The organism is Lacihabitans sp. LS3-19 (genome assembly GCF_024343575.1).
In the GTDB taxonomy this organism is placed as follows: Bacteria; Bacteroidota; Bacteroidia; order Cytophagales; family Spirosomataceae; genus Leadbetterella.
Window position 1 is genome coordinate 39474 of the sequence record NZ_RJUA01000122.1, and the last position, 26560, is coordinate 66033.

Annotated in this window: 23 protein-coding genes; 7 read left to right on the forward strand and 16 right to left on the reverse strand. The window is 35.5% G+C overall.

The features are described 5' to 3' along the window. Window position 1 precedes the first annotated feature (1 nt). The 3 genes from EGI22_RS19915 to EGI22_RS19925 all read right to left on the reverse strand — a co-directional run bounded on the left by EGI22_RS19915 (window position 2) and on the right by EGI22_RS19925 (window position 6660). A complete protein-coding gene (locus EGI22_RS19915; RefSeq protein WP_255070209.1) occupies window positions 2-1123 on the reverse strand; it encodes a glycoside hydrolase family 88 protein in 1122 nt (373 codons plus the stop codon). A gap of 85 nt (window positions 1124-1208) precedes the next feature. Beyond that, a complete protein-coding gene (locus EGI22_RS19920) occupies window positions 1209-5135 on the reverse strand; it encodes an alpha-amylase family glycosyl hydrolase (RefSeq protein WP_255070210.1) in 3927 nt (1308 codons plus the stop codon). A 43-nt stretch (window positions 5136-5178) separates the two neighbouring features. Next, a complete protein-coding gene (locus EGI22_RS19925) occupies window positions 5179-6660 on the reverse strand; it encodes a T9SS type A sorting domain-containing protein (RefSeq protein WP_255070211.1) in 1482 nt (493 codons plus the stop codon). A gap of 382 nt (window positions 6661-7042) precedes the next feature. Between EGI22_RS19925 and EGI22_RS19930 the strand changes: the two genes are divergently transcribed. Beyond that, window positions 7043-7915 carry an inositol oxygenase gene (locus EGI22_RS19930; protein WP_255070212.1) on the forward strand — a complete coding sequence of 291 codons (873 nt, stop codon included), beginning with the start codon at window positions 7043-7045 and terminating at the stop codon, window positions 7913-7915. 158 nt (window positions 7916-8073) lie between these two features. Here the strand turns inward: EGI22_RS19930 and EGI22_RS19935 are convergent, their stop codons facing one another. The 6 genes from EGI22_RS19935 to EGI22_RS19960 all read right to left on the reverse strand — a co-directional run bounded on the left by EGI22_RS19935 (window position 8074) and on the right by EGI22_RS19960 (window position 12819). Beyond that, the gene (locus EGI22_RS19935; RefSeq protein ID WP_255070213.1) at window positions 8074-8586 is read right to left on the reverse strand and encodes a DUF4199 domain-containing protein; all 513 of its coding nucleotides are present in this window, start codon (window positions 8584-8586) and stop codon (window positions 8074-8076) included. Between the two features lie 73 nt (window positions 8587-8659). Continuing rightward, window positions 8660-9067 (reverse strand): response regulator transcription factor, encoded by a 408-nt coding sequence (locus tag EGI22_RS19940; RefSeq protein ID WP_255070214.1) that lies wholly within the window; start codon window positions 9065-9067, stop codon window positions 8660-8662. A gap of 133 nt (window positions 9068-9200) precedes the next feature. Continuing rightward, the gene (locus tag EGI22_RS19945; protein WP_255070215.1) at window positions 9201-9971 is read right to left on the reverse strand and encodes a rhamnogalacturonan acetylesterase; all 771 of its coding nucleotides are present in this window, start codon (window positions 9969-9971) and stop codon (window positions 9201-9203) included. 54 nt (window positions 9972-10025) lie between these two features. Further along, window positions 10026-10172: a hypothetical protein gene (locus EGI22_RS19950; RefSeq protein WP_255070216.1), complete on the reverse strand. Its 147-nt coding sequence runs from the start codon at window positions 10170-10172 to the stop codon at window positions 10026-10028. Window positions 10173-10265: 93 nt separating this feature from the next. After that, window positions 10266-11363, reverse strand: coding sequence for a Fic family protein (locus EGI22_RS19955; RefSeq protein WP_255070217.1), 1098 nt, complete (start codon window positions 11361-11363; stop codon window positions 10266-10268). 178 nt (window positions 11364-11541) lie between these two features. Then, window positions 11542-12819 carry a glycoside hydrolase family 28 protein gene (locus EGI22_RS19960; RefSeq protein ID WP_255070240.1) on the reverse strand — a complete coding sequence of 426 codons (1278 nt, stop codon included), beginning with the start codon at window positions 12817-12819 and terminating at the stop codon, window positions 11542-11544. Window positions 12820-13043: 224 nt separating this feature from the next. On the opposite strand from EGI22_RS19960, the gene EGI22_RS19965 reads away from it, so the two are divergent. The 4 genes from EGI22_RS19965 to EGI22_RS19980 all read left to right on the forward strand — a co-directional run bounded on the left by EGI22_RS19965 (window position 13044) and on the right by EGI22_RS19980 (window position 15278). After that, on the forward strand, window positions 13044-13250 hold the full coding sequence (locus tag EGI22_RS19965) for a type II toxin-antitoxin system VapB family antitoxin (RefSeq protein WP_255070218.1): 207 nt from the start codon (window positions 13044-13046) through the stop codon (window positions 13248-13250). Then, the gene (locus tag EGI22_RS19970; RefSeq protein WP_255070219.1) at window positions 13231-13629 is read left to right on the forward strand and encodes a PIN domain-containing protein; all 399 of its coding nucleotides are present in this window, start codon (window positions 13231-13233) and stop codon (window positions 13627-13629) included. The genes EGI22_RS19965 and EGI22_RS19970 overlap by 20 nt, the downstream gene beginning before the upstream one ends. A 10-nt stretch (window positions 13630-13639) precedes the next feature. Continuing rightward, window positions 13640-14656, forward strand: coding sequence for an Ldh family oxidoreductase (locus EGI22_RS19975; protein ID WP_255070220.1), 1017 nt, complete (start codon window positions 13640-13642; stop codon window positions 14654-14656). Window positions 14657-14819: 163 nt separating this feature from the next. Next, window positions 14820-15278 carry a hypothetical protein gene (locus EGI22_RS19980; protein WP_255070221.1) on the forward strand — a complete coding sequence of 153 codons (459 nt, stop codon included), beginning with the start codon at window positions 14820-14822 and terminating at the stop codon, window positions 15276-15278. Between the two features lie 78 nt (window positions 15279-15356). On the opposite strand, the gene EGI22_RS19985 is transcribed toward EGI22_RS19980, so the two are convergent. Next, window positions 15357-16706, reverse strand: a complete 1350-nt coding sequence (locus tag EGI22_RS19985; protein ID WP_255070222.1) for a glycoside hydrolase family 105 protein — start codon at window positions 16704-16706, stop codon at window positions 15357-15359. A gap of 399 nt (window positions 16707-17105) precedes the next feature. Continuing rightward, the gene (gene rhaM / locus EGI22_RS19990) at window positions 17106-17420 is read right to left on the reverse strand and encodes an L-rhamnose mutarotase (protein ID WP_255070223.1); all 315 of its coding nucleotides are present in this window, start codon (window positions 17418-17420) and stop codon (window positions 17106-17108) included. A gap of 180 nt (window positions 17421-17600) precedes the next feature. On the opposite strand from rhaM, the gene EGI22_RS19995 reads away from it, so the two are divergent. Continuing rightward, window positions 17601-18620: a GntR family transcriptional regulator gene (locus EGI22_RS19995; RefSeq protein ID WP_255070224.1), complete on the forward strand. Its 1020-nt coding sequence runs from the start codon at window positions 17601-17603 to the stop codon at window positions 18618-18620. Here the strand turns inward: EGI22_RS19995 and EGI22_RS20000 are convergent. The 4 genes from EGI22_RS20000 to EGI22_RS20015 all read right to left on the reverse strand — a co-directional run bounded on the left by EGI22_RS20000 (window position 18601) and on the right by EGI22_RS20015 (window position 23242). Then, window positions 18601-19656, reverse strand: coding sequence for a pectinesterase family protein (locus EGI22_RS20000; protein ID WP_255070225.1), 1056 nt, complete (start codon window positions 19654-19656; stop codon window positions 18601-18603). The genes EGI22_RS19995 and EGI22_RS20000 overlap by 20 nt on opposite strands. Window positions 19657-19777: 121 nt before the next feature. Beyond that, complete coding sequence (locus tag EGI22_RS20005; RefSeq protein ID WP_255070226.1) at window positions 19778-21673, reverse strand: glycoside hydrolase family 88 protein; 1896 nt, start codon at window positions 21671-21673, stop codon at window positions 19778-19780. Window positions 21674-21746: 73 nt separating this feature from the next. After that, the gene (locus tag EGI22_RS20010; protein WP_255070227.1) at window positions 21747-22073 is read right to left on the reverse strand and encodes a cupin domain-containing protein; all 327 of its coding nucleotides are present in this window, start codon (window positions 22071-22073) and stop codon (window positions 21747-21749) included. After that, on the reverse strand, window positions 22070-23242 hold the full coding sequence (locus tag EGI22_RS20015; protein WP_255070228.1) for a S9 family peptidase: 1173 nt from the start codon (window positions 23240-23242) through the stop codon (window positions 22070-22072). Before EGI22_RS20015 ends, EGI22_RS20010 begins: the two co-directional genes overlap by 4 nt. A 513-nt stretch (window positions 23243-23755) precedes the next feature. Between EGI22_RS20015 and EGI22_RS20020 the strand changes: the two genes are divergently transcribed. After that, entirely contained in the window at window positions 23756-25360 is a 1605-nt protein-coding gene (locus EGI22_RS20020; protein WP_255070229.1) for a carboxylesterase/lipase family protein, read from the forward strand. Window positions 25361-25439: 79 nt separating this feature from the next. Here EGI22_RS20020 and EGI22_RS20025 read toward each other — a convergent pair whose 3' ends face one another. After that, window positions 25440-26465 carry an LLM class flavin-dependent oxidoreductase gene (locus EGI22_RS20025; RefSeq protein ID WP_255070230.1) on the reverse strand — a complete coding sequence of 342 codons (1026 nt, stop codon included), beginning with the start codon at window positions 26463-26465 and terminating at the stop codon, window positions 25440-25442. Window positions 26466-26560: the final 95 nt, after the last annotated feature.

Consider the following 26560-nt stretch of genomic DNA (forward strand, 5'->3'; position numbering starts at 1 on the left):
TTTACTTTTTCAACAAATAAACCTGCGTACCTGCCAACAAATAGCAGCCCAAACCAAAGTCTTCAAAATTGGCTTTTTTGTCAAAACTCAAAGGTTGGCCATCTTTTGGTTCTTTTCCTGTGGATTGTACAAATCCTAACATTCCGTCAGAATGAAGACAGGTTTTATTCATGGCATTCCATGCTTTAATGGTGGGTTTTAAATATTTTTTCTTACTCAAATATCCGTTATTTATTCCCCAAGCCATTCCATACACAAAAAGTGCTGTTCCTGATAATTCTGATCCACCAAAATCATCAGGATCGGCCAGTGAAACATTCCAAAAACCATCTTTCCTTTGAAGCGGTAAAAGCGAATTCATCATTGTCAAATACATCTCCTCATATTCTTTATAATGCTTGGTATCTTTTGGCAATATTTCCAACATTTTCACCATGGCAGCCACTACCCAGCCATTACCTCTTGACCAATAACATTGCTTTCCATTTGGAGTGGTAAACGGCGGCACAAAACTTTTGTCTCGCCACCAAAGTCCATCCTTAGGATTATACAAACCACCTCCTTCTACGTTTTTTGAAAACAGATAAAGCTCATGCATTTTCTCAAAATAACGTTCGTCATTGTACATCACCCCTAACTTTGCGTAAACTGGCATGGCCATTTGCAAAGCATCAATCCACGTCCAATCATCCACTTTTTCAGAAGCAATCATTAAGTCAATAGAAGCTTTAATTTCTGATAGACGTTGTTTTTGAGTGGTGTCCATTTGGTACAAATCAATATAGGTGATACCGCAGCAATGGCTATCTGCATGTCGAGAATTCACACCAAACCAAGTAGCCCATTTGTTGCCATCTCCCCATTTTACAGCATAATCTATGTATTTTTTATCGGCATCTATTTTGTAAAAATCCATTAAGCCTTCATAATAAATCCCTCTCGTCCAAAGATTAGAAGTTCGGACTTTGTCCAGCACAATTTTTTCAGATGGATCAGGCCATTTTTTCATCAAATATTCATTGGCCAAACGCATGTTTTCTAAGGCAGTTTCTTTCGAAATAATCTTTTGACAATTACTTGAAAAGCTGTATAGAAGAAATAAAATTATACTTAGAACTCTCATATATTTGTTTTTTTGACAAAAATATACTTAATTCTCGACTTCACTCTTCTGTAAATACCTGAATACAAAATCCGTATTATTCTAGTTACAAGTCACATCCACCGATTTTAGCCAAAAAATACCCTTTATCGTTCGGTTTTATTTCAAATCCGGGATTCAAAATCACTGCATTCTTAGCATCATAATCTACTCGACTTTTTAATATAATCTTGTTTGTTGCCTCAATAGTACTTGCAGATTGTATAATTTCGGCACTTTCAAAAAAGTCGTCTAAGGGACTAGATAATATACTTGACAAAACACAGGGTCTAGGTGTTGCCTCTATTGAAAAATTAAAATAAATGTCATTGTCTGGTCTTATACCGCCATAATTTTGGACAGAATCAGCAATTATTTTTAGTGTATAATTACCAGAATAAAGTTTAACATTCGGCTTTATTAACACTTTTTTATTATCAAAAGAAATTGTGCCTGAAAAAAAGTGAACATTATTCTCAGCATCTTTCAATTCAAAAACTTTTGTAAAATCTACAATATTTGCACCTAAGAAATCATTCAAATTCCTTTTTAAAACTGGCTCAGGAAAACTTATTTGTAGGCTCGTAGTATCAGCACCTTTGGGTGCATTTGTGTAACTTACTAAAGAAATATCAGGAGCAAGAAAGTTTGGTTTTTTATTAAAATACAACCTAAATTCTCCGGGCTGTAGGGTAATCGAACTTGAAACAGTCTGCCAAGTTTGGCTAAAATATTCATACCACTGTGAGCTCAAAGAAGCGTTAAAGTCGGGATTGCCAGTGATAACTGAATTTGCTGTATTGGCTATTATTGTAACTGCAGTATCTCCAACAGAGCTGTAAAAATGGTATCTTTTAAATTGGCTTACAAGGTCGGTTTTGGCACCTCCAAGATTGTCAAAATCTTTATGAAATGTCAAAGGCATTCGATTTCTAAGCCAAAATAATCTGGCATAAGTTTCATAAATATTCCTTCTTTCTGGCACGTCAAAGTAATCCCATCGAATCGGTTTTTTACCTGTACGACCATTATAATTTATACTGTAATCATAACCTAGCTCACCAAACTGCCAAATTTGCCTAGGACCTGTAAAAAGCAGATTCATTGCAGCTGAGACTTGCAGAAATTTAGAACGCAAAACCAAGTCTGTTTTAATTAAGCCATTGCCATATTGAGTTTGTTTATACGCAATTCGCTCCTCATCATGACTTTCCATATAACTCACCCAGGTTGGATTATTATAGGTTTTGTTTTTATAATATACCTCTGCCAAATTGCTTTTATTAGGATCACCCGCATCTGGTGCCCAACCCATAGCTATTTCACTGTATTTATTGTTCGGCGAAACGCCAGACCACAGATTAATTCCAAAACTATAATCGGCAAGTGTTTTATCTTCTGAAACATTGGCCAAATGCTCCATGATTACATAAGGTTGTGAACCTGTAGCACCATTATCAATGAGCCACATTTTGTCAGCCATCCTTTTTAATAATGCAATCCTTGAAGCATCATAACAACCACCCCATTCATCAGCACAAAGGCCATTTGGATAGGGTGTATTCCCAAAACCTTTTGTAAAGTCAAATCTTATTCCATCTATTTTGAATTCGGTCAACCAAAAATGTATTACACTATCCACAAAAGCCTGAGTATGCGGGCTTTCATGATTGAAATCGTTGCCCCACTGTGCAGCAGGATTTGAAAAATTCGAAACCGCATTAAACCATGGATTATTGGTAGCTGGCCGATTATTCAAATCGTCCCAATACATGCGAGCGTGTGGATTTGTGCCAAATGCATGATTCAAAACCATGTCGCCAATAACCGAAATCCCTCTTATGTGACACTCATCAACAAATGTTTTGTAGTCGTTTTTAGTACCGTAAGCTTTGTCTACAGCAAAATAATAATTTGGATTATAACCCCAAGAGTCATTTCCTTCAAATTCGCTTACTGGCAGTGTCTCAATAGCATTTATACCCATCCTTTTGAGATAGTCCAACTTAGAAATAGCAGCCAAATAGGTTCCCTCTGTAGTAAAATCTCTAAAATGTAGTTGATAAATATTGAGTTTGTTTTGAGGAATTCTATTAAAATTTTCAATCTGCCAATTGAATTGACTTGATTGGGTTTGCAAAACAGAAGCAATGGTAGGTGTTTCGCCATTTTTAGGCATAGCTTCGGTAGGATATTGTATCAAACCTGGATAAACTGCACCAGATATAGAACTATCATTCCATGGGTCGCTGACTTTTTCAGTATAAGGATCTCCTATTCTGGTTTTTCCATCAATGAGATATTGAAAAACATATTCTTGTCCTGGTGATAAACTATTAATCTCTTTCCAAAATACTTTTTTTGAAGCGTCATAATTCATCAGAAAGTTGCAGTTCACTGACCAATTATTAAAATCTCCAACAACATGAACTGAATTGATATTCTCAGTAGGAGCATGTAAAACCAAAGTTGCTTTTGTATAATCCACTGAATAATTTATCCCATATTTTAAACCTGTAGGTAATGTAGACGACAATGAGATGGGGTTTGACGAACAAACAGAAACTTTTACAGTATCTGCTAAATCAGAAATGCCATTATTTGCTTTGATAATAATAGTATAAATTCCTTCTGAGGTGGGAGTATACAAAAAGCTACTTCTATTCGCTGCGATACTTGAATGCTCTAAATTTCCGTTTACATACATTGAAAATTCGGAAATTTGGTTTGTGAATCCTGTTATTCTAAAAGGTTTATTTATTTGCTTAGCAATGAAAGACCCTGAAGGTTCACGTGTTTCTAAATATCTGCTTGTCTCCAATAAAAGTTGGAAATCTGAGGAGCCGTCTTTTTCAATAATAGTGCCGTCTGCCGACCTAAAAACTGCCATTATTTTAAAAGCTTTCTCTGCCGAGGACAATTGGTAATAATCTCGAATAGAAGGAATAGTTAAAGTATAAACATCAGACCCGATTTTGGTCATTTGACCAGGGCTTATTAGAGAATCTCCCCAAAGCCCTTGGGTATGGTTCCAAGCTATAGAAGCCAAGCCTTCTGTAACCACACCTGAATGCATGAAAACTTTTTGACTAGTGCCAATGAGATTATCCGAAGCTGTAAAAGTAAATGTGACAGGTACATTGTCAGGAGGCAAACTAAGACTCAGGCTAACATTGCTAGCATTTTTTTGATAAATTATATATTTTTTAAAACCTGTTTTGTTTAATCCAAAGTCAGCAGTTTGTCCATCGTTTCCATTCTGCTTTTTTATCAATCCGAAAACTGTTGATTTGGTTAGATTGGATGCCGAAGTGCCAAAATATGTATTTGGAACAAAATCAATGTACCAAAGATCTGAACTACCTATTCTTGTACATTGACTTGCTGGGTTGGAATTTGTCCAAGAACCATTATATGGACTATTTATGTTTCCACCTCCGTTATTGTAGTAAGACCATAAAAACAAAGGCCCTACAAAACCGGAAAAGCTGGTGCCACCCAAATCAACCATTAATCTGATTGGCTTGTTTCCAGACCAATTAATATTAGCTTGGATTCCTTCATTTGCAAAAGGATAAATATTTGCAAAATCTTGGGTTTTACCAGGCACTCCACCAGAAACATCATTTCCATCAAGCTTTTTGACTAAGAAATTTATTCCAGAAGCTTTTAAAAAATCTTCATGTAAACCAAAAAAGGTATTTGGCAAAATTGTGATGCTCCTTAAATTCCCTCCTAAATCAGTCAATTTAGAACTTATACTTGAATTGGCCCATGTGCCATTGTTTGGAGCATCAAAACCTTGACCAGCACCATTATTGACCCAAGACCATAAGTACAAATCGCCAGAGTATCCGCTAAAAGAGGTTCCATTAAAATCAAAATTAATAGTAACAGATTGATCAGCTTGCCAATCAATTGGGTCAAAGCTTATTTTCTGAGAATGAGCATAGTAAGCAAAGAAAAATGTAAACAAAAAAATACTTTTCTTCATAAAATTAAGATTGAAAAGTTTAAGGAATATTATTAATTAATTCTCATTTTTCAATGATTAACTTTCTTGTTTCCTGCTTTCCATCCGGAAATTTGACATTTAAAAAATATGTCCCAGAATCAAAATCTTCGCTTTTAAATTCCATAAATTCTTTCACCGCAATAGTTTCCAAAACTTTTTTACCAAGCACATTCATAATTGAAACACTAGCTCCAAATGCTAGATTATTAACTCTAAAACCATTATTACTTGGATTTGGAAAAACAATAACTTGCCTTTCATTTAAGGTATTGATTTTTAGAGAAATAATTTTAGAAAATTCAAATTTCCCATCTTTGTCATTTTGTTTTAATCGGTAATAATTCTGGCCATTTATAGGTGAAATATCAGTAAACTTATAGCTTTTTTCGACATTTGTAGTGCCATTACCTTTTAATTGCCCTATTGTAACGAAATCGATAGCATTTGCACTTCTTTGTATTTCAAAACTCTCATTGTTAGTTTCTTCTGTTGTTTCCCAACTTAGATGAGCTAATTGATTTTCAGAATTTGCTTTGAAATTTAGAAGTTTTACGGGGAACGGACTATTTAAATTTAAAGATGTTTGGTTAATTCTGGCTAATGTTTTGGCATCAAGGCTTGGTCCTAAACTAAGTCCATCGTTTAAAATATTTAAATTTACTGCATCAGGAAAAGACCCAATACTCAAAGGATTTACTGAACCATTAACGATATCACATAAAACTACATAAAATCTAGTAATACCAGATAGTGGAATGTTCATATTGTCGGCACCATATTCGTTATTTGAGGTAGAATTTCCTCCCCAATCTCCATACAATTGTACACTTGATTCTGACCCATCAAACGTTTCAGAACCTGTGCTAGGTTCAAAAAATAATTTAAATCCATTATTTGGTATTTGTACCCCTTCGGAAAAAGATCCTGAATTGGAAAAAAATAAACGTTCTAATGTTTTACTAGATAAAGAACCTATATCAATTGTAAAACTTCCTACAATATTATTCCCTTTTGTGGTAGTTTGCGAACAATTACCATCGGCATCAAAAACAGAACCGGATGGAATATCATTTTTTACCTCAAAATCGAAAATCTGAAAATGCCTCTCATTAAATGGGCCACCAGTAGCACCTCCACAATAGCCGGATCTGACGGAAACATAAACATTTGCACCAGCTATCCATTGAGAACCAAAATTACTTGGATCAAAATTTTGAGTAGATTTATAAATATCATTATTTCCCCCACATTGCCAATTGTTGCTATCATAATTTGTATAATATATCCACTCCACGCCACTACCAGCATCTACCCAAAATCTCGCAGCTAAATATTCTACGTTGTTATAAGTATTTCGATATAAATTTGCAAAACTGACAGCATTTTTTTCAATGTAAGCATATTGACCTATACCTTGACCAGAACCAACTCCAATATAAGGATCTTGAGCCTTTGAAATTACGTTTACGAGTAAACAAAAAACAATAATTCTATATTTTTTCATCACTTTTTAAGTTAAATTTATTTTAAAAAATAAAATCAAGGAGTATATTTATTTCCTCCAAAATCAGATGTTGACCCTGTTTTCAAGGTTATTTTTTTAATGGAGCCTAACTTTTTTAGATGAGGTTTAAAATAGGACTTTTTAGAGACATATGCCTCTTGAGGTATAGGTTTTCCCATAGGTTTATTTGATTAAAGTATTTAGAACAAAAATAGAATTTTACCATTTAACAAACAAATTATGCAATTATTTTTTAAGCATAAATTAATGAAAAATAATACTTTTTTGACGATGTTAAAATTATATTAAAAATATTGGAAACACTAAATACATTATGATTTGTTAAATTGATATATTTGTCACAAATTCAATCATTTACAAAATGGAAAATAATTTTTCAGAAAAAGAAATAAACCCATTGGCTTCGATAGAAGAGTGGGAAGATGATGTTTTAGAGCGTTACCCTGAGCCTTTCGAAAAATCGAAAGAGGAGTATAGAAATTATGTGGATTCTGAACGTCAGGATACCGTAAAGGAATTTTACAGACTCAATCATATTTTCCAAACCTACGAGTTTGCGAAAGCCAAGCAAGAGAATTTCCTTAAGTTTGACAAAAGGGAGATGGCCGTTTGGGATGCAGTAGATTTCTTGAACACACTTATCGACGATTCTGACCCTGATACCAGCATGGATCAGTTGCAGCATTTAATGCAGACTTCCGAGGCGATTCGTCAAGATGGTCATCCTGATTGGTTTGTTTTGACTGGTTTTTTACACGACTTAGGCAAAGTGCTTTGCCTGTTTGGTGAGCCACAATGGGCTGTGGTGGGCGACACCTTCCCTACTGGTTGTAAACATTCCGACAAGATCGTTTATTCTGAATTTTTTGCAGAGAATCCTGACTCTTCAGACCCTAGATACAATACGAAATATGGTATTTACGAGCCAAATTGTGGCTTAGACAAAGTGCAAATGTCTTGGGGACATGATGAATACATTTATCAGATTATGAAAGATTATTTGCCAGAAGAAGGTTTGTATATGTTGCGTTATCATTCGTTTTATTCACAACACCGCGAGCATGCATACGATCACTTGATGAATGAGCATGACCACGAGATGTTTAAATGGGTGGACAAATTCAATCCTTATGATTTGTATTCAAAACTCCCAACGCCTCCAAATGTAAAAGAGCTAATGCCTTATTACAGAGATCTGGTTGCGAAATACTTACCAGCTACGTTAAAGTTTTAAAATATTGAAAACCTCCTGAATTGGGAGGTTTTTTTTATGCTTTTTTTCTTTTAAATAAACGCTTAAAATTTCAGATAGGTATTCCATACATTCACTTAGAACTAGCATTTTTGTGAATGTGATATTTAAATCAAATAATTGTACTTTTGTAAAACGACTTATTTTTTCTTAAGGATAAAAGAACTTACAATTGTAACCAATAAACCCACTGGAAATATCTCAGCAAAGGTTACAAGAGAAAAAGAGAAAATATTATCATATAGCCCCTTACTATTTTCTATTTCTTTTATTTTCGATTCAAGTTCTGTTGTACTTAAGTTTGACTTTTGAAGTTTTTCAATAGAAGAAGCAATATATTTATCCAAAAAATCTGGCATAAAAAAATGATATTCTATTCCCCAAGCTATCACATACATTAGACTTGCAATAGCACTTATTGCAATGCCGATTTTAATTGCCGTAAAAAAAGTAATTTTACCATCAGATTCAGCATCTCTGTATTTTTTGATGCCAATAAAAATAAATGAAAAGGCAGCCAACATTGAAGCATAACCTATGAGCATACTGCCTTCTCCATGCTCTGAATTATAAACATAGGCCATAGAGCATACCATGAAAACAGAAATAGCCAAACCTGCAATGATTCCGTTTTTAAGAATAATTTGTTTCATATTTTTTTGTTTAAATTTTAGGCAATATTCAAAATATTTAGATGCAATTCGCTCATACTTTAGTATGAAATTATCAAAAAATCTCTAATTCTTTTGCTTTTAGTAGGGCTTGGGTTCGATTTTTTACGTCTAATTTTAAGAAAAGATTGGAGCTATGGGTTTTTATAGTGTGAATGGAAAGAAATAGTTTGTCTGCTATTTGTTGGTTCGAATATCCCTGTGACATCAATTCTAAAACATCTAATTCTCTTTGACTAAGGCCAATTTCGGTATTTTGAATTATTTGTTTTTTTTCCGCTATTTCTTGTTTTTTCTGCTGCAAACTGTACATAAACCAAGCTCCTAAAACCATGAAAACGATAGCAATTATTCCTGCATATAATTCAAATAAGTTGTCCATTATCAAATACTTAACTTCCAGCCATTTCAAAAGAAATAGCAAAACTGCCATAGAAATTCCATATACGATAGTTGATTTCAAATTTGATTGTTTTATCAAAAATAATGAGATTTTGTGATATATGTATGCTTTTGTAATGGCACACAGGTGGCACTGGTCCTTCGGAACACGGATTTTTACTGATTTTTTATATTTGTTATATGAATTTGATTTCTTACTTCAAATACTTTTTCAATCTGGATTTCTTTGTATTTCTAATTCCCAAAGTTACATTTTCAGCGTTAAGCTGAGCTCCTGCCCTATTGGTATGTACATTATCTTTTGGTGTAAAAAATTTGGATTTTACTTCGTCATAGCCCAAAGTATCATATACTTTTGCCGACATTTCGTGAAGGTCTATAAAATTCGCTTTGTTGTTTTCAGCTACTTGTCTAGCCCATTTTGGATAATACTCTTCTTGTCGCTTCACTTTGCCGTCTTCAAACTTATTGAAAGGCACTTGCGAACAAACAAAAACATCAACTCCTTTGGCTTTAGCTTCATTAATATACTTGCTAATGTACCATCCAAAGCTATGCACTACTTCGTGCTTTTTGGTTATCAAATTGTCTATTTCCACAGAATCCAAACCTATACCTTTAATACTTCCTCTCGCTCTGATGGTATCGTTAATAGCCCAGTCATCATTATGTCCAAACTGGATTATCAAAAAATCTCCTTTTTGCATTTTATTCAAAATTGGCTCCCACCGACCTTCTGAAAGAAAAGTGCGGCTGCTTCGCCCGCCAATTGCATGATTTTCAATATTGATTTTAGTCGAATCAAACTTTTCCCCGATTACACTTCCCCAACCCCACATATCATTTTCACCTTTTCCTTGGCCAGCTTTTACAGTGCTGTCTCCTATGAGATAGAGGGTAGGTTTGGGTTTTAGGGTGAAGGAGAAAAAGGCTAAAACAACAAAAAACATCGCAAATTTCTTCACATTTAGCTTATTTATGGAAAGACAATTAAAACTTATTTTAGTTTTCAATACAATTTATTTATTGGTTTGAATTCTTACAGAATCGTAACCTTCATTAAATGCCTTCACTGAGTCATCCCAGTTTACAATTATATCTAAAACAAATACTGCCATAATTCCGAATACGAATGCTACTACTTCTCTTTTTGTGATTTTTTTCATTGGTGATTTTCCTTTTAACTTATTCTCAAATAAAAATATCTTTTAAACTTAGAACTTCAAAATTTTCAAGTACAATTTTCGAAAAATTAAAACTCACAAAATCAACTCATAATTCGTACTTCTACCTCCTGCCTCTTCCTTTTTCAGAATGTCTTTATTCACCAAATCTTGAATATCTCTCAATGCTGTATCCGTTGAGGTTTTCGTTATTTTTGCCCATTTTGAGGTATTAAGTTTACCTTCAAATCCGTCAAAAAGCTTATTGAGCATTGACCTTTGACGATCGTTTAGACTAGTTGCTCTGTGTTTTTGCCAAAAACTTGCTTTCTCAAGTACCTTAGCCAAAACAAAAGCTGTCGATTTGAGCGATTTCAATAAACAGTCTAAAAACCAAATCAACCAATCTGTAATATCCAAATCACCCCTTTGTGTCTTTTCCAATATATCGTAATAGGATTTCCTTTCGAGCCTTATCTGTGCTGACATACTGTAGAACCGTTGCGTGCTGTGATCTGACCTCGCCAAAAGCATATCTGTTAATGCTCTCGTTATACGCCCGTTGCCATCATCAAATGGGTGTATCGTAACAAACCACAAATGTGCTATTGCTGACTTTATCACTTCATCTGTTTCTGCTTTAGCGTTAAACCAAATCATGAAACGCTCCATTTCTACAGGTATTTTCTCTGATCCAGGTGCTTGAAAATGCACAATTTCTCTGCCCAAGGCTCCTGAAACTACCTGCATTGGACCAGTTGTATCTTCTCTCCAGTTGCCCACAAGTATTTTATACATACCGCTTCGGCCCGAAGAAAACAAAGCACTATGCCATCCAAAAAGCCTGTCTGTAGTAAGTAGTTCAAAACAATTTTGGGTAGCGTCGAGCATCATATCTACCATGCCGTCCACATTTCGGTCTGATGGCACCGCTCCAGCGAGTTCCATTCCAAGCCGCCGAGCAATAGATGAGCGTACTTGTTCAGGATTAAGAAATTCCCCTTCTATTTCTGTAGATTTTAAAACATCAAGTGTCAGTGTATCCAATAAAGCCTCGTTTTGCAGTTCAAAACCCAAAGATTCCATTTTACCTAAGAGTTTACCTTGCAAATGACGCACTTCTCCTAACCGCTGAGATAGCAGTGCCTCATCCCAATAAAAAGAAGGCCATTCCGATTTTTGATGTATAAACATTTCTATTCACCGCATAATTTGCGACAAATATTAATATTATTCACCGCATTTACAAATTAATTGGTGCATTTTTTGCGGTGAATAAAGCTCTTAATTGCAGCATAAATGATAAAATTGCTAAATTATAACAAAGTATCATATTCTTTAATCAGCTAATTTCCCCTATTAATTAAATTTTTCACCTCACCTTCTCCCCATTCACAACCACATTTTTCAAAGAAAAACCATTGACAATACTTTTATCCAATTTTGCATTTCGAGTTTCTATGTTTAGGTTTTTAAAAGAGAAATTGGAGAGTTTATCGTTTTCGGTGATGGCTACATCAAAGAAAATATCGCAGTTCATTTTTATGTTTTTCAGGCTTATATTATCAGAGAAAGATAGAGGAACGTCTTTACGTCCTTTTAGGTCAAAAAACTGTGTCCAAGGTTTTACATAAATCAGGCTATGAGCCTTCCCTGTAATGTTTTCTACACTTATGTATTCATATTTCTGAGGTGTATCTGGTCTCATTTTGAGCCAAAGAACACGCATAGCTTCATTTACTTTGCAGTTTCTCATTACTATATTTCGGTTATGAATAGCTTCGCTGCCACATGTCAATGCCGCATGACAAAACCCAAATTCGCAGTCATCTATCAAAATATTAGCATTGCCGCCGTTGTTAGGGTCTGTATCAGCAAATGGCCCTTTTCCGCCTTTGAGAGCTATGGCGTCGTCATTCACGGCCATGTAACAGTCTTTTATCAACACATTTGTACAAGCGTCTAGGTCTATTGCATCTGTGCTTGGGGCTTTTACGGGTTCGTGTGGCGAGTAAATATGCAGATTGAGAATTTTGAGATTGTTGCATTTGTAATAATGACTGGTCCAGAAACCCGAATTATGCAGTTTTACGTCTTGCACCTGCACATTGTTGCTGTTCCAAACAAACAAAAGCCTTGGCCTAGAAACTTCCAGATTTGTACAATTTGGATTTTCTTTTCGCCTCTGCCAAAACGCCTTCCAATAGTTGAGACCGTTGCCATCTATCGTACCATTTCCCGAAATCGTAAAGCCATCCACGCCATAAGCATTAACCAATGCAGGAAAATAATCAATACTTTGACCTTCCATTCTAGAAGGCATGATCGGGTAATCTTTGATATTATCCGAACCTTTCAATTTGGCATTTTCGGAAATATAAAGGTGCGTTTTAGGTTTAAAAAACAAAGCTCCTGATAGAAAAACACCTTCGGGAATTACCACTACCCCACCATTTTCAGCGGCTTTCTCAATTACTGCTTGTAAAGCAGCTGTTTGTACAATTGTACTATCATTTTTTACACCAAAATCAGTTATAACATATTGTTTACCAAGATTTTCAAGTTTGATTTTAGTATAATCACTAAACCATGGAGACATTTTGGATCCATCTGGAAACTTGTTTTTTTGAGCTTTTACCCCAAAAACCATTAATAGTAAGACTAGACTTAAGAAATTTTTCATTCAAAGCATATTATTGATTTCCAAAAATACGAAATCTAAAACAGTTTTAGCATCCTGCGGTTTAGGGTATTGGGAAAAGAATATTTTTTTATCGTTTTTAGGAAAAAGCAAAGTCGGGTCAAGGGAATAAAAACCAAATGATTTCTTTTGTGTACTAATTATATTATTTTTGTGTATGAACAATTTTGAATATGAGAACCAACATTGATCTTGATGATGTACTAGTAAATGAAGCTATGAGTTTAACCAAATTGCGGACCAAAAAAGACATGGTGAATTACGCTCTTGAATCTTTAATTAAAAAATTAAAAAAGCAGGAATTGGCTAAACTTTGGGGAAGCAATATTTGGGAAGGAGACTTGAATCAAATGCGAACAGATGAAAAAACTCCTATTTGATACCTCCATTTGGGTAGATTTTATTAGAGGAAATTCAAATCAGAAAAGTGAACTGCTGCGGTCTATTTTAGAAGAAGACAAGGATGTGTATATAAGCCCAACTATTTTCCAGGAAGTACTACAAGGAACCAAAAGCGAAAGTCAGTTCTATAGACTATCTGAATTATTAAATGCACTTAATCTACTAGAAATCAACCCATACTTAGCAACAGAAAATGCAGCACTTATTTACCAAAATCTAAGAATTAAAGGAATCACCATTAGAAAACCAAATGATTGCTTAATAGCTTATTATGCTATGCATTTTAATTGTGATTTGGTTCAAAATGACTCAGACTTTGATTTGATTGCCAAAGAATATCCTTTGGTTTTACTGTAATTTTTAACAAATGCAAAATACAAGCATAAAATATCCAGAATTAATCCAGAAACTGACCACGGTTTTCGAAACAAAAGGATTAGATTTTGAAAAGGCAGAATCTTTGGCAAGGATACTTACCGAAGGAGAACTTTTGGGACATACCACGCATGGTTTGGCCTTGGTTAAGCCATATTTGGATGAATTGGAATCAGGTCAAATGGAAACCGATGGAAGTTTTGAGATATTGAACAGCACCAACACCACTGAAACTTGGGACGGAAGATATTTGCCTGGCACTTGGCTAACCGAAAAAGCGATAGAAAAGGCTTCCGAAATTGCAAAAAAGGAAGGAATTGGCACTGTTGTAATCCAAAAGTCGCATCACATTGCATGTTTGGCAGCTTTTTTGGAAGTGGTGGCAAGACAAAATTTAATGGTAATAATTGCATGTTCTGATCCACGAAATGCTACTGTGGCTCCTTTTGGCGGTAAAGTTCCTGTATACTCTCCCAATCCTTTGGCACTTGGAATTCCGACTGAAAGTGAGCCTATTTTGATTGACGTAAGTATGTCCACAACTGCGAATGCTGTGGTAAATCGTGCCGCTAAAAACAATGAAAAATTAGGTGGCGATTGGCTTTTAAAACCAGACGGAACTGCCACAAATGACCCACAAACATTTTTCGAGAAGCCAGCTTCTACGGTTTTGCCTCTTGGTGGAATGGACCTAGGCTACAAAGGATTTGCATTGGGCATAATTGTAGAAGCCATGACGAGTGCATTGGGTGGCCATGGGCGTAGTGACAATCCTGAGCGATGGGGAGCATCCGTATTTGTACAAGTTATAGATCCAAGTAAGTTTTCCGGAGAAAATTATTTTTTAAAAGAAATGCAGTTTTTCAAAAACGCTTGTCTAGCGAGCACACCTTTAAATGAGAAAAATCCTGTGAGAATGCCAGGTGAAAAAGGTTTGGAAAGAAAGAAATGGAATCTTGAAAACGGCATGGCTTTAAATGAAGAATTTAAGAATTTAATCTCATTTTAATACTTTCACAAAAATAAATATTTGAATACAAGCGATTTGGACAGAATCGAGCCAAATTGGTTCTAATTATGCTTAAAATTTCAAAAAAAATTTTAAGGTAAAATTAAGTACCTAAAAAAACTAAACAGATTATATAGACGTACTTTTATTAAAAACCAATAATATGAAGTATTTCGTTCTATTCTTTTTATTCATCACAATAAGTGCTTCTGCACAATACAAATATGCTGTCGGTGCGAGATTTGACAGAACTGCTGGTCTAACTTTCAAAATCAACAAAGGCAGAGGCCCTGGTGCTGAAATATTACTCAACGGATTTGGAAATGGCTTAAAAGCGACTGCATTAGCAGAATGGCACGAGAAAGCATTTTCAACAGGGCAGTGGCGTTGGTATTACGGCTTTGGAGGTCACATGGGTGTTGCTTCAAATTACCATAAAAGATACTATGATGACAATTACATTCAGGTTGGAGCCGATGGGATTTTGGGCCTAGAGCATACGTTTACCGAAATTCCTTTAAATATTAGTCTAGACTGGAAACCAGAATTTAACTTTGTAAACAATACAGGCCTTTACCTTCCAAACTTTGGCCTTTCTTTACGATATGCTATTACGAAATGATTTAAAAAAGCACATTTAACATAATGTTTTTTGTGCTTTTTCTTTTTAAAACAATAAAATCAATTTCGGAGAATTGATTTACTTTTTCAACTGAATTGAGCTATCATTAATTTCGAAAGTGTTGTTATTCAGCAAATTGAGAATTTCTGATGCTGCTAATATAGTTGGGCCGTATCCATGAGCAGCAAATGGACTGACTGGGCGATGGTAATAAAAAGCAGAGTCAAACCCCATGCCTGTGCCTACACATGTGCCTTCCACTTGACCTTTGTCATTGATTTTGGTTGAGATGGCATTCCAGCCTAAAATCGCCATTGGCGAATAGGCCATTTTGTCTATCCAACCCTTGTTGATAGCATGAGCAATGCAATACGTATAAATGGCGGTTGCTGAAGTCTCCAAATATGAATCTTCTTTGTCTAATAATTGATGCCAAAATCCAAAACCAGACTGGTATTTTGCTAAGCCTCTTATGTGGTCATTCAACATTTTCAATACTATTGGACGGCCTGGGTGGTTTTCTGGCAACACATCCAAAACTTCTATTTTTGTCAAAATCGCCCACCCGTTTGCCCTTGCCCAGTGAAACTGAGGATGTTCTTTCATACCCTGTATCCAGCCATGCATATATACACCTTTTTCTTTGTTAAACATCTTATTATGAAACAATTGAATCTGTTTTACTGCTTCGTCATAATATTTTTTATCGCCCGTAAACTTTCCCATATTGGCAATGGCGGGCACGCCCATAAAAAGATCATCCAGCCAAAGTGCATCTGCTTGTGGACGCATACGAGCGAGGGTTCCGTCTTTGAGTCTGTGTTCTTTTTTCATGATATAATCTATATGCGTATCAATCAAAAGTTTAGCGTCAAGTGTTTCGCCACTCATTTTAGTTTTTAAAATGGCCGTACACATTGCTCCACAATCGTCCAATGCTTTTGGGCTAATCAGTCCCCTCAAAGGACCTGCGGTAGCCCAATCGGCATGTTCTTCAGATGTTTTTTTGAAATATGGGGCAGCATTGGCTATGAATTTCAATCTTTCTAAGGAGTAATTTTTGTACTTATCTTCGCCAGTCGCTTTGCTGGCAGCCAACATAGCTGCGTAGGTAACACCCCATTCATAGCTTACCAAACGATAGTCACCTTTTTTTAAAGCAGTTGTACCTGATATTCTCGACAAATCAGTAATTTCTTCTCCCGTTTTAGAATCCACAAATGCCATTGGAGTGACACCATTAAGATAGTTGTAAACTCTATCTAAAGATGCTTTCACGTCCTCAACTTTAGGTATTCCATAAGGAACAGGATAGTCTGGCTGGAGCAAATGGAGAGGAGTATTGCTGTCGTTGGCATTGGTTACATTTCGTTGGGCGAATGAAGCTAGAGATAAGAATAAAGTGGTAATTAAAAAGGTAATTTTCATTTTTCAAAAATGATATTTTGATTATTTATTAATTTAAATTTAAAGATTTATGCTGAGCATTTCTAGACTTATTGATTTCAATTTCATTCAGTTTAATATCAAAATTTAATAATGCTTGCTGTAACTATAAAATCTTTTCGAGCACTTCAATTTTTGACTTATAAAAAACAAATGAAGAAGTGAAAGAAGGTCTCGAAAAAAACGCCTCGCATTATTCATTAAATTTGGAACATTTCAGATGACGCATCTCGCCTACGCTCGATGAGACAAGCTTTGTCAGTTCGAGGGAAGTCGAGTATATGTCTTAAATTTTTCTTTTAATTAAAACCATTTCAGCATGAACATATAATATGACAAAATAAGTTGAAACCAAAATGAGATTTTTACTTATTTGTGAAACTATGCCATATAAAACACATCCTTCAAACTCACGCTAACTGGCGAATTATCTGGATTTGTTTCCATAATGTCAGCCATATAAGCCCACCATTTTTTCATGATTTCCGTTTTGGGAAGTCCGTCCATTTGGGCTTCATCTTCTACTCTTAAAACTCCAAAAAGCGAGAGACTGTCTTCATCTAAAAATATAGAATAATCAGAAATACCATGTTGATGCAACAAATCCACTAACTCTGGCCAGATTTCATCATGTCGTTTTTTATATTCTTCTACTTTTCCCGGGAAAAGCTTCATTTTGAAGGCTAGTCTTTTCATTTTGGTTGATTTTTAAGGCAATTTAATAGGTTTTTCTACTTTTCAAATCCTGTACTCTTCAGTATTTATCGAAAATCTACGGGAACGATTGCAAAGAAAATATCTAAAAAGACAGTGCAGGAGACCTCTTTTCGAAAAAAATCATTAATTTGTAGAAACATTAACGCCGAATAATATTGAATGAAAAACGCCAGTAGACTTCTACCCATCAATGATAAAGACAAAATGCCAAAATACAAGCAGATTGTTAATGGTATAGTGAACGAGATTGAACGGGGACATTATAAAAATGGAGATCAACTGATGTCAATCACTGAACTTAGTATTGAATATTTACTTTCGAGAGACACTGTTGAGAAAGCATATAGAGAACTAAAAAAACTGGGTTTTATAGAGTCCGTGCACGGCAAAGGGTATTTTGTAAAGTCCCATAACGAAACGAAAATGCGTGTTTTGTTAGTAATGAACAAAATGAGCTCTTATAAAAAAATCATCTATTATGCTCTCTTAAAAGGTCTAGATGAAAATGGAATAGTTGATTTACAGATTCATAATTATTCTTCAGAATCTTTGGATGATATTATTGTAAGAAATTTGGGCAAATACAATTACTATGTAATCATGCCACATTTTTTGGAAAACAAAGATATTTACCTACCAATTTTAGAAAAAATACCTAGAAACGAATTGATTTTATTGGATAAATATATTCCTGAATTCAAAGATGTTCCTACTATTTATCAGGATTTTGAGCAGGATATATTTTCAGCTTTTGAAAAGAACATTTCCGAAATAAAAAAATACGATAATCTGTTTTTGGTTTTTCCTGACGACGGAAATTACCCTGCCGAAATAATGAAAGGATTTAGAACCTTTTGTGCCTATAATAACCTTTCTGCTAGCGTTTTTTCTTCTGTCGAAGCTGCTCTAGAAAACTTCGTAACGAATACGCTTTACGTGGTGATTGAAGAAAATGACTTAGCGGATGCTATAAAATTTGCCAAGAAAAACCAGAAAACTATAGGACAAGAATTGGGTATAATCTCTTTTAATGAAACTACACTAAAAGAAGTTTTGGATATAACAGTAATCACCACAGATTTTGAAGCTATGGGCAAGCGAGCTGCAGAAATTATTCTTGAGAAAAAACATGTTCTCGAAAAAAATCCTTTCTATTTTATCAATCGAGGTTCGGCTTAGACCAGTTATTGCCAAATACTTTCTTGAAACTTAAGTCTTTTTTCTTTAGATGGGTATTGTTGCCAAACCAAGCAAAATCTCCACCGTCTCTGTGACAGTTTTTGTAATAAATCCTATGTCCCCATTGGAGTTTTCTATCGCCAGATTGATAAATTTCGGCGTCGGCCATCTTTTTTGAAAACTTACAATCCAACAAAAACATTTGGGCTTCTCGGTGATATCGCCCTAGCTTAAAACCTTCGTCGCCTTCAAAAGTACAATTGACCAAAACCGTCTTGTCGCTCTCTTTGGATGAACCATCATGCCAAATGGCCGCACTCATATTGTGACAAATAAATTTAGAATCTTCGATAAGAGCATTTCCACGAGGACAATACAAATCTACATGACCTTCAATTTCGCAGTTTTTAAAATAATACATACCTCCGTCTACATCCCAGGGACTTACAGTATCTCCACCGCCTGAGCGAAATGTACAAGAAATGAATGACAACCGAGTAGCTCCCGGCATAGATCTTAAAGCAAACTGATGACCGTCTTTTCTGACGATTTTCTCACCCTCTTTTTCTCCTTGTTCACGCGGTAAGGCATAGTTTTGAACTGTTGAAAGATTGACTTTCCCTGCTTCATTCAAACATACAATCGATGTATCTCCTTTTGCCTTAAATCCATAATCATTGATAACTGTAAGATTTTCAAATACCACATCTGAGGCCATCACATTGATAGTAGCAGCACCATAATCATTCGGATTTTCGCAACGCCAAATATCTCGAGCTTGGGTAAATTCAATAATAACTCCTTCACGAGTTTCGCCCTTTAGTCGGAGATGATGACGGGCTACATCTATATAAAGCTTTTCATTATATGTGCCGTTTTTTATCAGTATAGTTTTGTACTTATTCGCCTCAGGTTTGTAACTCTCAATGGCTTTTTGGATTGAAGTAAAATCTCCAGTTCCATCTTTTGCTACGACGATCGTTTGTCCTTTTAATTCAAGAGATAGAAGTATTAGAAGTGTTAATATGTATTTCATATTAAATTTTATTGTGGTTGGCACACAGATGATTCGAATTTAAAAAATAACACAGATTAACACTGATTTTAATCTATCAAGATAAAACCAATTCGTGTTAATCTGTGTCTTAAAAAATGCATTACTTATTCAAAACCCATTTGGCCAAGTCTTTGGCTGCTTGATAGTTCTGATATTCTTTTGGTATTCTTCGGCCATCAACATATTCGTTGTACAGCCATGGATCACCTATAACAAAAACTCGACCTTTGCCAAAGTTAGTAGCTGCCATTATCACATCTCCACCTTCTTCAATTACGGGATATGCATTTCCGCTCAATTGTAAGGTTACCAATTCTTTAACATATACTTTTTCCGTATTGGGGAAAATCTTATTTCCCGCTGGAATATCCAATTTCCCTTGGTGCCATTCCATTCCTTGCACCATATTTCGGCTTTTTCCAGTAAATGCTATACCAAAAGCTTTAGATAATTCATTCAATTTCGGGATTTCACAATTGGCCGTATCATTCGCCATAAGTACCAAAGTACCGCCATTATTTACCCAAGTTTTTATTTCTTTTATGTCTTTTGGAGCGACATAATTTGGTGAAGCAGTTTCTTTTTTAGTATCAGGATCCACAATGATATACACGTTTACCCCTTTTAAATTTGCAGCAGTGGGCTGGCCTTTTAAGGCTTTAAGTTTTGCTCCGTAGTTTTGAAAAATCTCTCCCCACCACAAAAAACCAGAATGTTGGGTGTCTTCCCACACATAATGAAACTGTTCCGAATCTCCATTCCAATCCTTCCTAAACTCGTGGTTGAAATGATAATCCAAAGCCACCGTTTGATTTTTGGCCAATTGATTTTCTTCTGCTATTTCCATTTCGACACTTGCGAAAATAAACGAACCAACACCTTTTAAATCATTCTTACGCAAAGGTTCACCGATATAATATTCGAAAGTACCGTCTCGGTATGGATTGCCACCAAGGCCTCCAACAGAAACTGTTTTCTCTAAAGCCAAACTTCCGTCCGGCTCGGTAATTACAAACTCTTTCAAAATACCTTTGTAGCCCTTTTTAGCAGAGAAAAGATAGTTTTGGGACAAATAACCTTTGCGAACACCTTTTGCCAAAGCATAAACAAACATACAAGATGTAGAGGCTTCTAAATAATTGCCTTCTTTGTTACCCAAAGCCGTCATTTGATACCAAACACCAGTTTTTTGATCTTGGTATTTTACCAATGCTGGAGCTAATCTTTGCAAATATTTTATAAGATTTGGCCTTGCTGGGTGATTTTCAGGAAAATAATCTAAAACCTCAACCAAAGCCATAGCATACCAGCCAATGCTTCTGCCCCAAAAATGTGGTGACAGGCCAGTTTTCTTGTCCGCCCATTGCTGCTCTTTTGACTCATCATAGCCATGATATATCAAACCAGTTTTTGGGTCCACCATATATTTTTCTACCATAGCAAACTGCTTGGCGATGTGGTCAAAATGCTCAGGATGTTTGAATATTTTGGCATATTCAGCCGAGAAAGGCTCAGCCATAAACAAGCCATCTAGCCAAATCTGATTGGGATATCTAAGCTTATGCCAATAAGCACCTTCTTTGTTTTTGGGTTGATTCTCCAACTGTGACCAAAGAATATCAGCTGCCTTTTTGTATTTTTCTTTCTTTTGCTGAGACTGATGCGATATCATCAGCAAAGCTCTACCAGAATTAATATTATCGAGATTGTAATCTTCTATTTTATAGGTTTTCATAGAACCGTCTTCGTTTACAAAGCGATTCATATCGGCTAATATATATTCGTAATATTTGGCATCCGCATTCCTATGCCATACTTTTTCTAGAGCCTTGAGCATAAATCCTTGTTCATAATCCCATGTAGATTTTACTCGAGGTTTTACAACAATTGAATCGGGATACCAGGCCATAAAAGCATCTGCCATCTGTTGAGAATAGGGCTTTTGTGCAATTCCAAATTGCGAAACTAGTAAGAAATAAAAAATGTACTTTTTCATTGTTATTTTTTGAATAAAGCCTAAAATAAAATTGGCTACTTTTTAAAATACTTAGGTTAATTAATATACTTGATTAAAGAAAATCTTCTCTTAAAGGGTGAAAAACATCTATCAGCTCGCCATCTTCTAGACAAACTGCACCATGCACTAAGTCACTTGGCACAAAATAAACATCCCCTCCTTTTAATGTTTTGGTTTTTCCGTTAATTGTAATGTCGAACATTCCACTGGCAACATAACTCGCCTGCGTATGTGGGTGGCTGTGCATAGCACCAATCCCACCAGCTTCGAAAGCAACTTTCACAACCATCATTTGGTCGTCATAAGCCATTACTTTTCGTTTAATTCCTCCTCCCAAATCAACCCACTCAATTGAGCTGTCTTCTATTAATGTGTTCATTTTATTGTTTTTAATAGACTAAGAATCGCTTCATTTCCTTTCAAAGCATTGCTTGGCAATGGATTTTCAGAAGTAAAAACACTCAAGTCTTCTTTGGATAATAATGTTATTTTACTTTCATCTATTTGGTTTGTATCAAGGTTTAAATATTTACCTAAAAAAGCATAAGCAGCCGCTCTTTTCGATGGCCCATAATCGTGTTTTTCATTGGGCAAATGAACATTTTCAACCATATCAAATGCATCAAAAAAACTGTAAATTCTTTGAATATGCGGATACTCAACTTCGGGCGTAAACTTTGTCCAATCGTCTCCGTCAGAAACCAGAAGTAGTGGCTTTGGTGCAAAACATGCTGCTATTTCAACATTGGAAGTTGCATGGTCTGTACGTACATGTATGGGCATTCCAGACTCGCAAGTGCAACCTCCATAGAAATAATTAGAAACCATAACTACTGGAACAGAAACTGCCACTCTAGGATCTAATGCAGCCAAAATAAAAGTTTGTGTTCCGCCACCCGATTCCCCGGAAACTGCAATTTTGTTTTTATCAACTTCTGACAATTGACTTAGGAAATCCATTGAACGTATACTATTAATAATCTGCAACTTAAGAGCCGTTTCAATTTTATGGTCACACTGTTGCATATCTCCGTAACCAATCATGTCATAGGCAAAAACTACCGCACCCATTCTAGCCATAATAGCACATCTTGTTTGGGTTGCTTCTCCAAATCTCGGATCTTTGCCGTGGCCATGAGGTGCTAAAACTGCTGGTATTTTTCCCGAAATATTTAAAGGTTTATAAAGATTTCCGCTAACAAAAAGGCCAGGAAGACTCTCAAAAAAGACATTTTCTACCGTATAACCATCATTTGTTTTTTTGGAATGAATCGTAGCCTCAATTTTTTGATTTGGTTTAATAGAACTGATTTCTGCACCTTCTATTATTCCTTTTTTAATTGCTTTTGCTCGTTTTTGCCATTCTTTTTTTGAACTATATAATTCCTGTTGTTTTTGACTTTCTACTTTGCCTTGTTCAGGAGTAAAAAAAGCCCCTTGCCTTAGCTGGGCAATTAAATTGTTTTGATAAAAAAATAGCCCAATTAAAACAAAAACCACCTTGTTTTTTTTTGAAAATTCAGTTTTCAAATCGTTTAGATTTTTCATGGTATTAAAGTTTTTTTGAGAAAATTCTCCATAAATCTATTTCTCCTATATTACTGCAGCTATTATTTTTAAAAGAAGTATCCGTTTTGAAAGTTAAACACTTTTGACTTTGCGTAAAGGCTATTTGGCATAAACCCAACATGATGAGCAAGACACTTAAAAATTTCATTGAAAATCGGGTTGAACACTAAAATTACTCAAATAAATACAATTCTTTGCTTTAAAAAGAACTAGAGTTAAGGAAAATTAACGGGAACGATTGCGTGTTAACCTTAAAGTAAATTAATTTTCAGACTAAAACTGCGAATCAAATTAAATATCCTAGATCTGTAAATTTAAATCTTAAACAGAAAAAGGAGTTTTATAAAGCATACTTGGTATTTTATCTATAGATTTTGGCGAATTATAGAATTATTGTCACATTTTGCGACAATAAGTTTTTATGGTATTTATATTTCAATTATTTTTATAGAATAATTGAAACATTTTCAACCTTTTTATCAATCTTTAAATATGAAATTAAAATTTATTGCCTTAGTTTTAGTATTGGCAAATTCGCTGAACACATTAGCTCAAGGCCTTCAAACTGGAGAAAACGTAGCAGTAACTACTACAGAATCAGGTAAAGTACGTGGCTATATCAACAATGGGATATACAATTACAAAGGCATTCCTTATGCCGAGGCAAAGCGTTTTGAATCACCTCAAAAACCAAAACCTTGGACAAATGTTCGCAGTTCGATGGTATACGGACCAGTGGCTCCGCTTGAAAATCCTACAACAAGCGTAATGGACGAAAGTGAATTTGTTTTTGACCACAGCTGGGGTTTTACAAACGAGGATTGCATGCGTATAAATGTATGGACACCTGGAATAAATGATGGCAAAAAACGTCCAGTTTTATTCTGGATTCATGGTGGTGGTTTCACTGCTGGATCTTCTCAAGAATTACCATCTTATGATGGTGAAAACCTAGCTAAAAAAGGAGACGTAGTGATTGTATCTATCAATCATCGCTTAAATATATTGGGATATCTTGACCTTTCAGCTTATGGAGACAAATACAAACAATCGGCAAACTTGAGCGTATTGGACATGAAACTTGCCTTGGAATGGGTAAAAGCTAATATCTCAAACTTTGGTGGAGATCCAAATAACGTAACGATTTTTGGTCAATCAGGCGGTGGTGCTAAAGTAAATACACTTATGGCAATGCCATCAGCTAAAGGACTTTTTCATAAAGCTATCAATCAAAGTGGTGCTTTTCGCTCAGAAATGTTAGACAAAGCAACCACTCAATTAATAGGTGCTGAAGTAGTGAAAGAACTTGGACTTACTGGAGACAAAATTGACGAGATACAAAATGTGCCTTATCAAACATTGGCAAATGCTGGCAAAAAAGCACTTAAGACTGTTGCAGACAAAATGAAGGCGGAAGGCAAACCAACAGTCGGATTCGGCTTAAGCTGGGGGCCAAGTGCTGACGGCGAGGTGCTCCCTTTCCAATTGTTTTCTAACGAAGCGTTCGAACTTTCAAAAAACATACCTTTGATGATAGGCACAACTATCAACGAATTTGCGGTTTTTAGAGGAGGAATACCGAGCAATTCAACTGACGAAAAAGCAATAGAAGCCATCAAAAAAGTATATGGCGACAAAACCGATGCCTACATGGCAGCCGTTAAAAAAGCTTACCCAAATGGTAAATTGACAGATATGTTAAGTTATGATTTGATGTTCCGTCCAGGAGCGGTTCAACAAGCCAATCAGAAATCAGCAGTGGCAGGCGGAGCACCTACGTACATGTACCTTTTTGACTGGCAATCACCCGTAATGGACGGCAAATACAAAGCGGTGCATTGTATGGAAATTGCGTTTTGTTTTGACAATATTCAACGTACCAAAAACATGACGGGAGGAACTAAGGAAGCCCAAGCATTAGCAGATAAAATGAGTCAAGCTTGGTTAAACTTTGCAAAAAATGGTAATCCAAACCATAAAGGTTTACCAAACTGGCCTGCCTATAATACTACGAATACTGCAACTATGCATTTTGATAATACTTGCACTGTAAAACCTCAAATGGACAAAGAGCTTTTTGAGTTAGTGAAGAACTAAAATGTCTTTAAGATTACCAGAAAAAGTGAAGCCCAAAACTTCACTTTTTTTATTTCCTCAAAATCTGAAAATTATGCTTTTAAATATTTCCCTTTACAATCGGAGAAACTTTCTCTCCTATCAATTCAATTGATTTCATTAACTTTTCGTGCGTCATGCCTGGGTTGTCCATCTGAAAAGTAAATCTCGAAATACCCCCCAAGGCTTCGCTATGTCTTATGATTTTTTCGGCCACTTCTTGCGGATTTCCTACCAAAAAAGCTCCTCTTTTTGTGTTTTGTGAGAGAAAATGCTCCTTGGTTACAGGTCCCCATCCACGTTCTTTGCCAATTTTGGTGAACATTTCGGCATAACCTGGATAATATTCTTCAATTGCTTGTTCGGTGCTTTCGGCAACATAACCAAGTGAATGCAAACCTACTTTAAGATGCTCAGGAGAATATCCAGCTTTCTTTCCTGACTCTCGATATAGATCTATTAATGGTCTAAATCTGTGAGTTTCGCCACCTATTACCGCCACCATTAATGGCAAACCCAAACTTCCGGCCCTAACAAATGATTGAGGTGTACCCCCTACTCCAAGCCAAATCGGGAGTTTTTCTTGCATCGGTTTTGGATATATACTTTGCTCTTTAAGTGCTGGACGGAATTGCCCAGACCAAGTGATTTTGTCCGAAGAATTTATTTTTAACAACAAATCAAGTTTCTCTATGAAAAGCTTATCATAATCTTCTAGTCTTAAACCAAAAAGTGGAAACGCATCGATAAAAGAGCCTCTACCTACCACCATTTCAGCACGACCTTTTGATATAAGATCTAAAGTTGCGAAGTCTTCATAAACTCTAACCGGATCAGCCGCACTTAGCACAGTTACTGCTGAGGTCAAAATTATTTTCTCAGTTCTGGAGGCAGCAGCTGCTAAAATCATAGATGGAGCTGCGTCCAAAAATTCCTTGCGATGGTGTTCGCCTATTCCAAAGATATCCAAGCCTCCCTTGTCTGCTAAAACTATCCTGTCAATTAATTCATTAATAATCTGTGCATTAGTTGCACCATTTCTTTCTCCAGATGGTGCTGCCGCAAAACTGTCTATTCCTATTTGCATTTTTCTTTATTAAATTATAGCTTTTAGACTAAACACAAATGTGGAATATAAAGGTTGCAAAAACTTGCTTTAGCATCTAAGTTTTGAATTGCTAT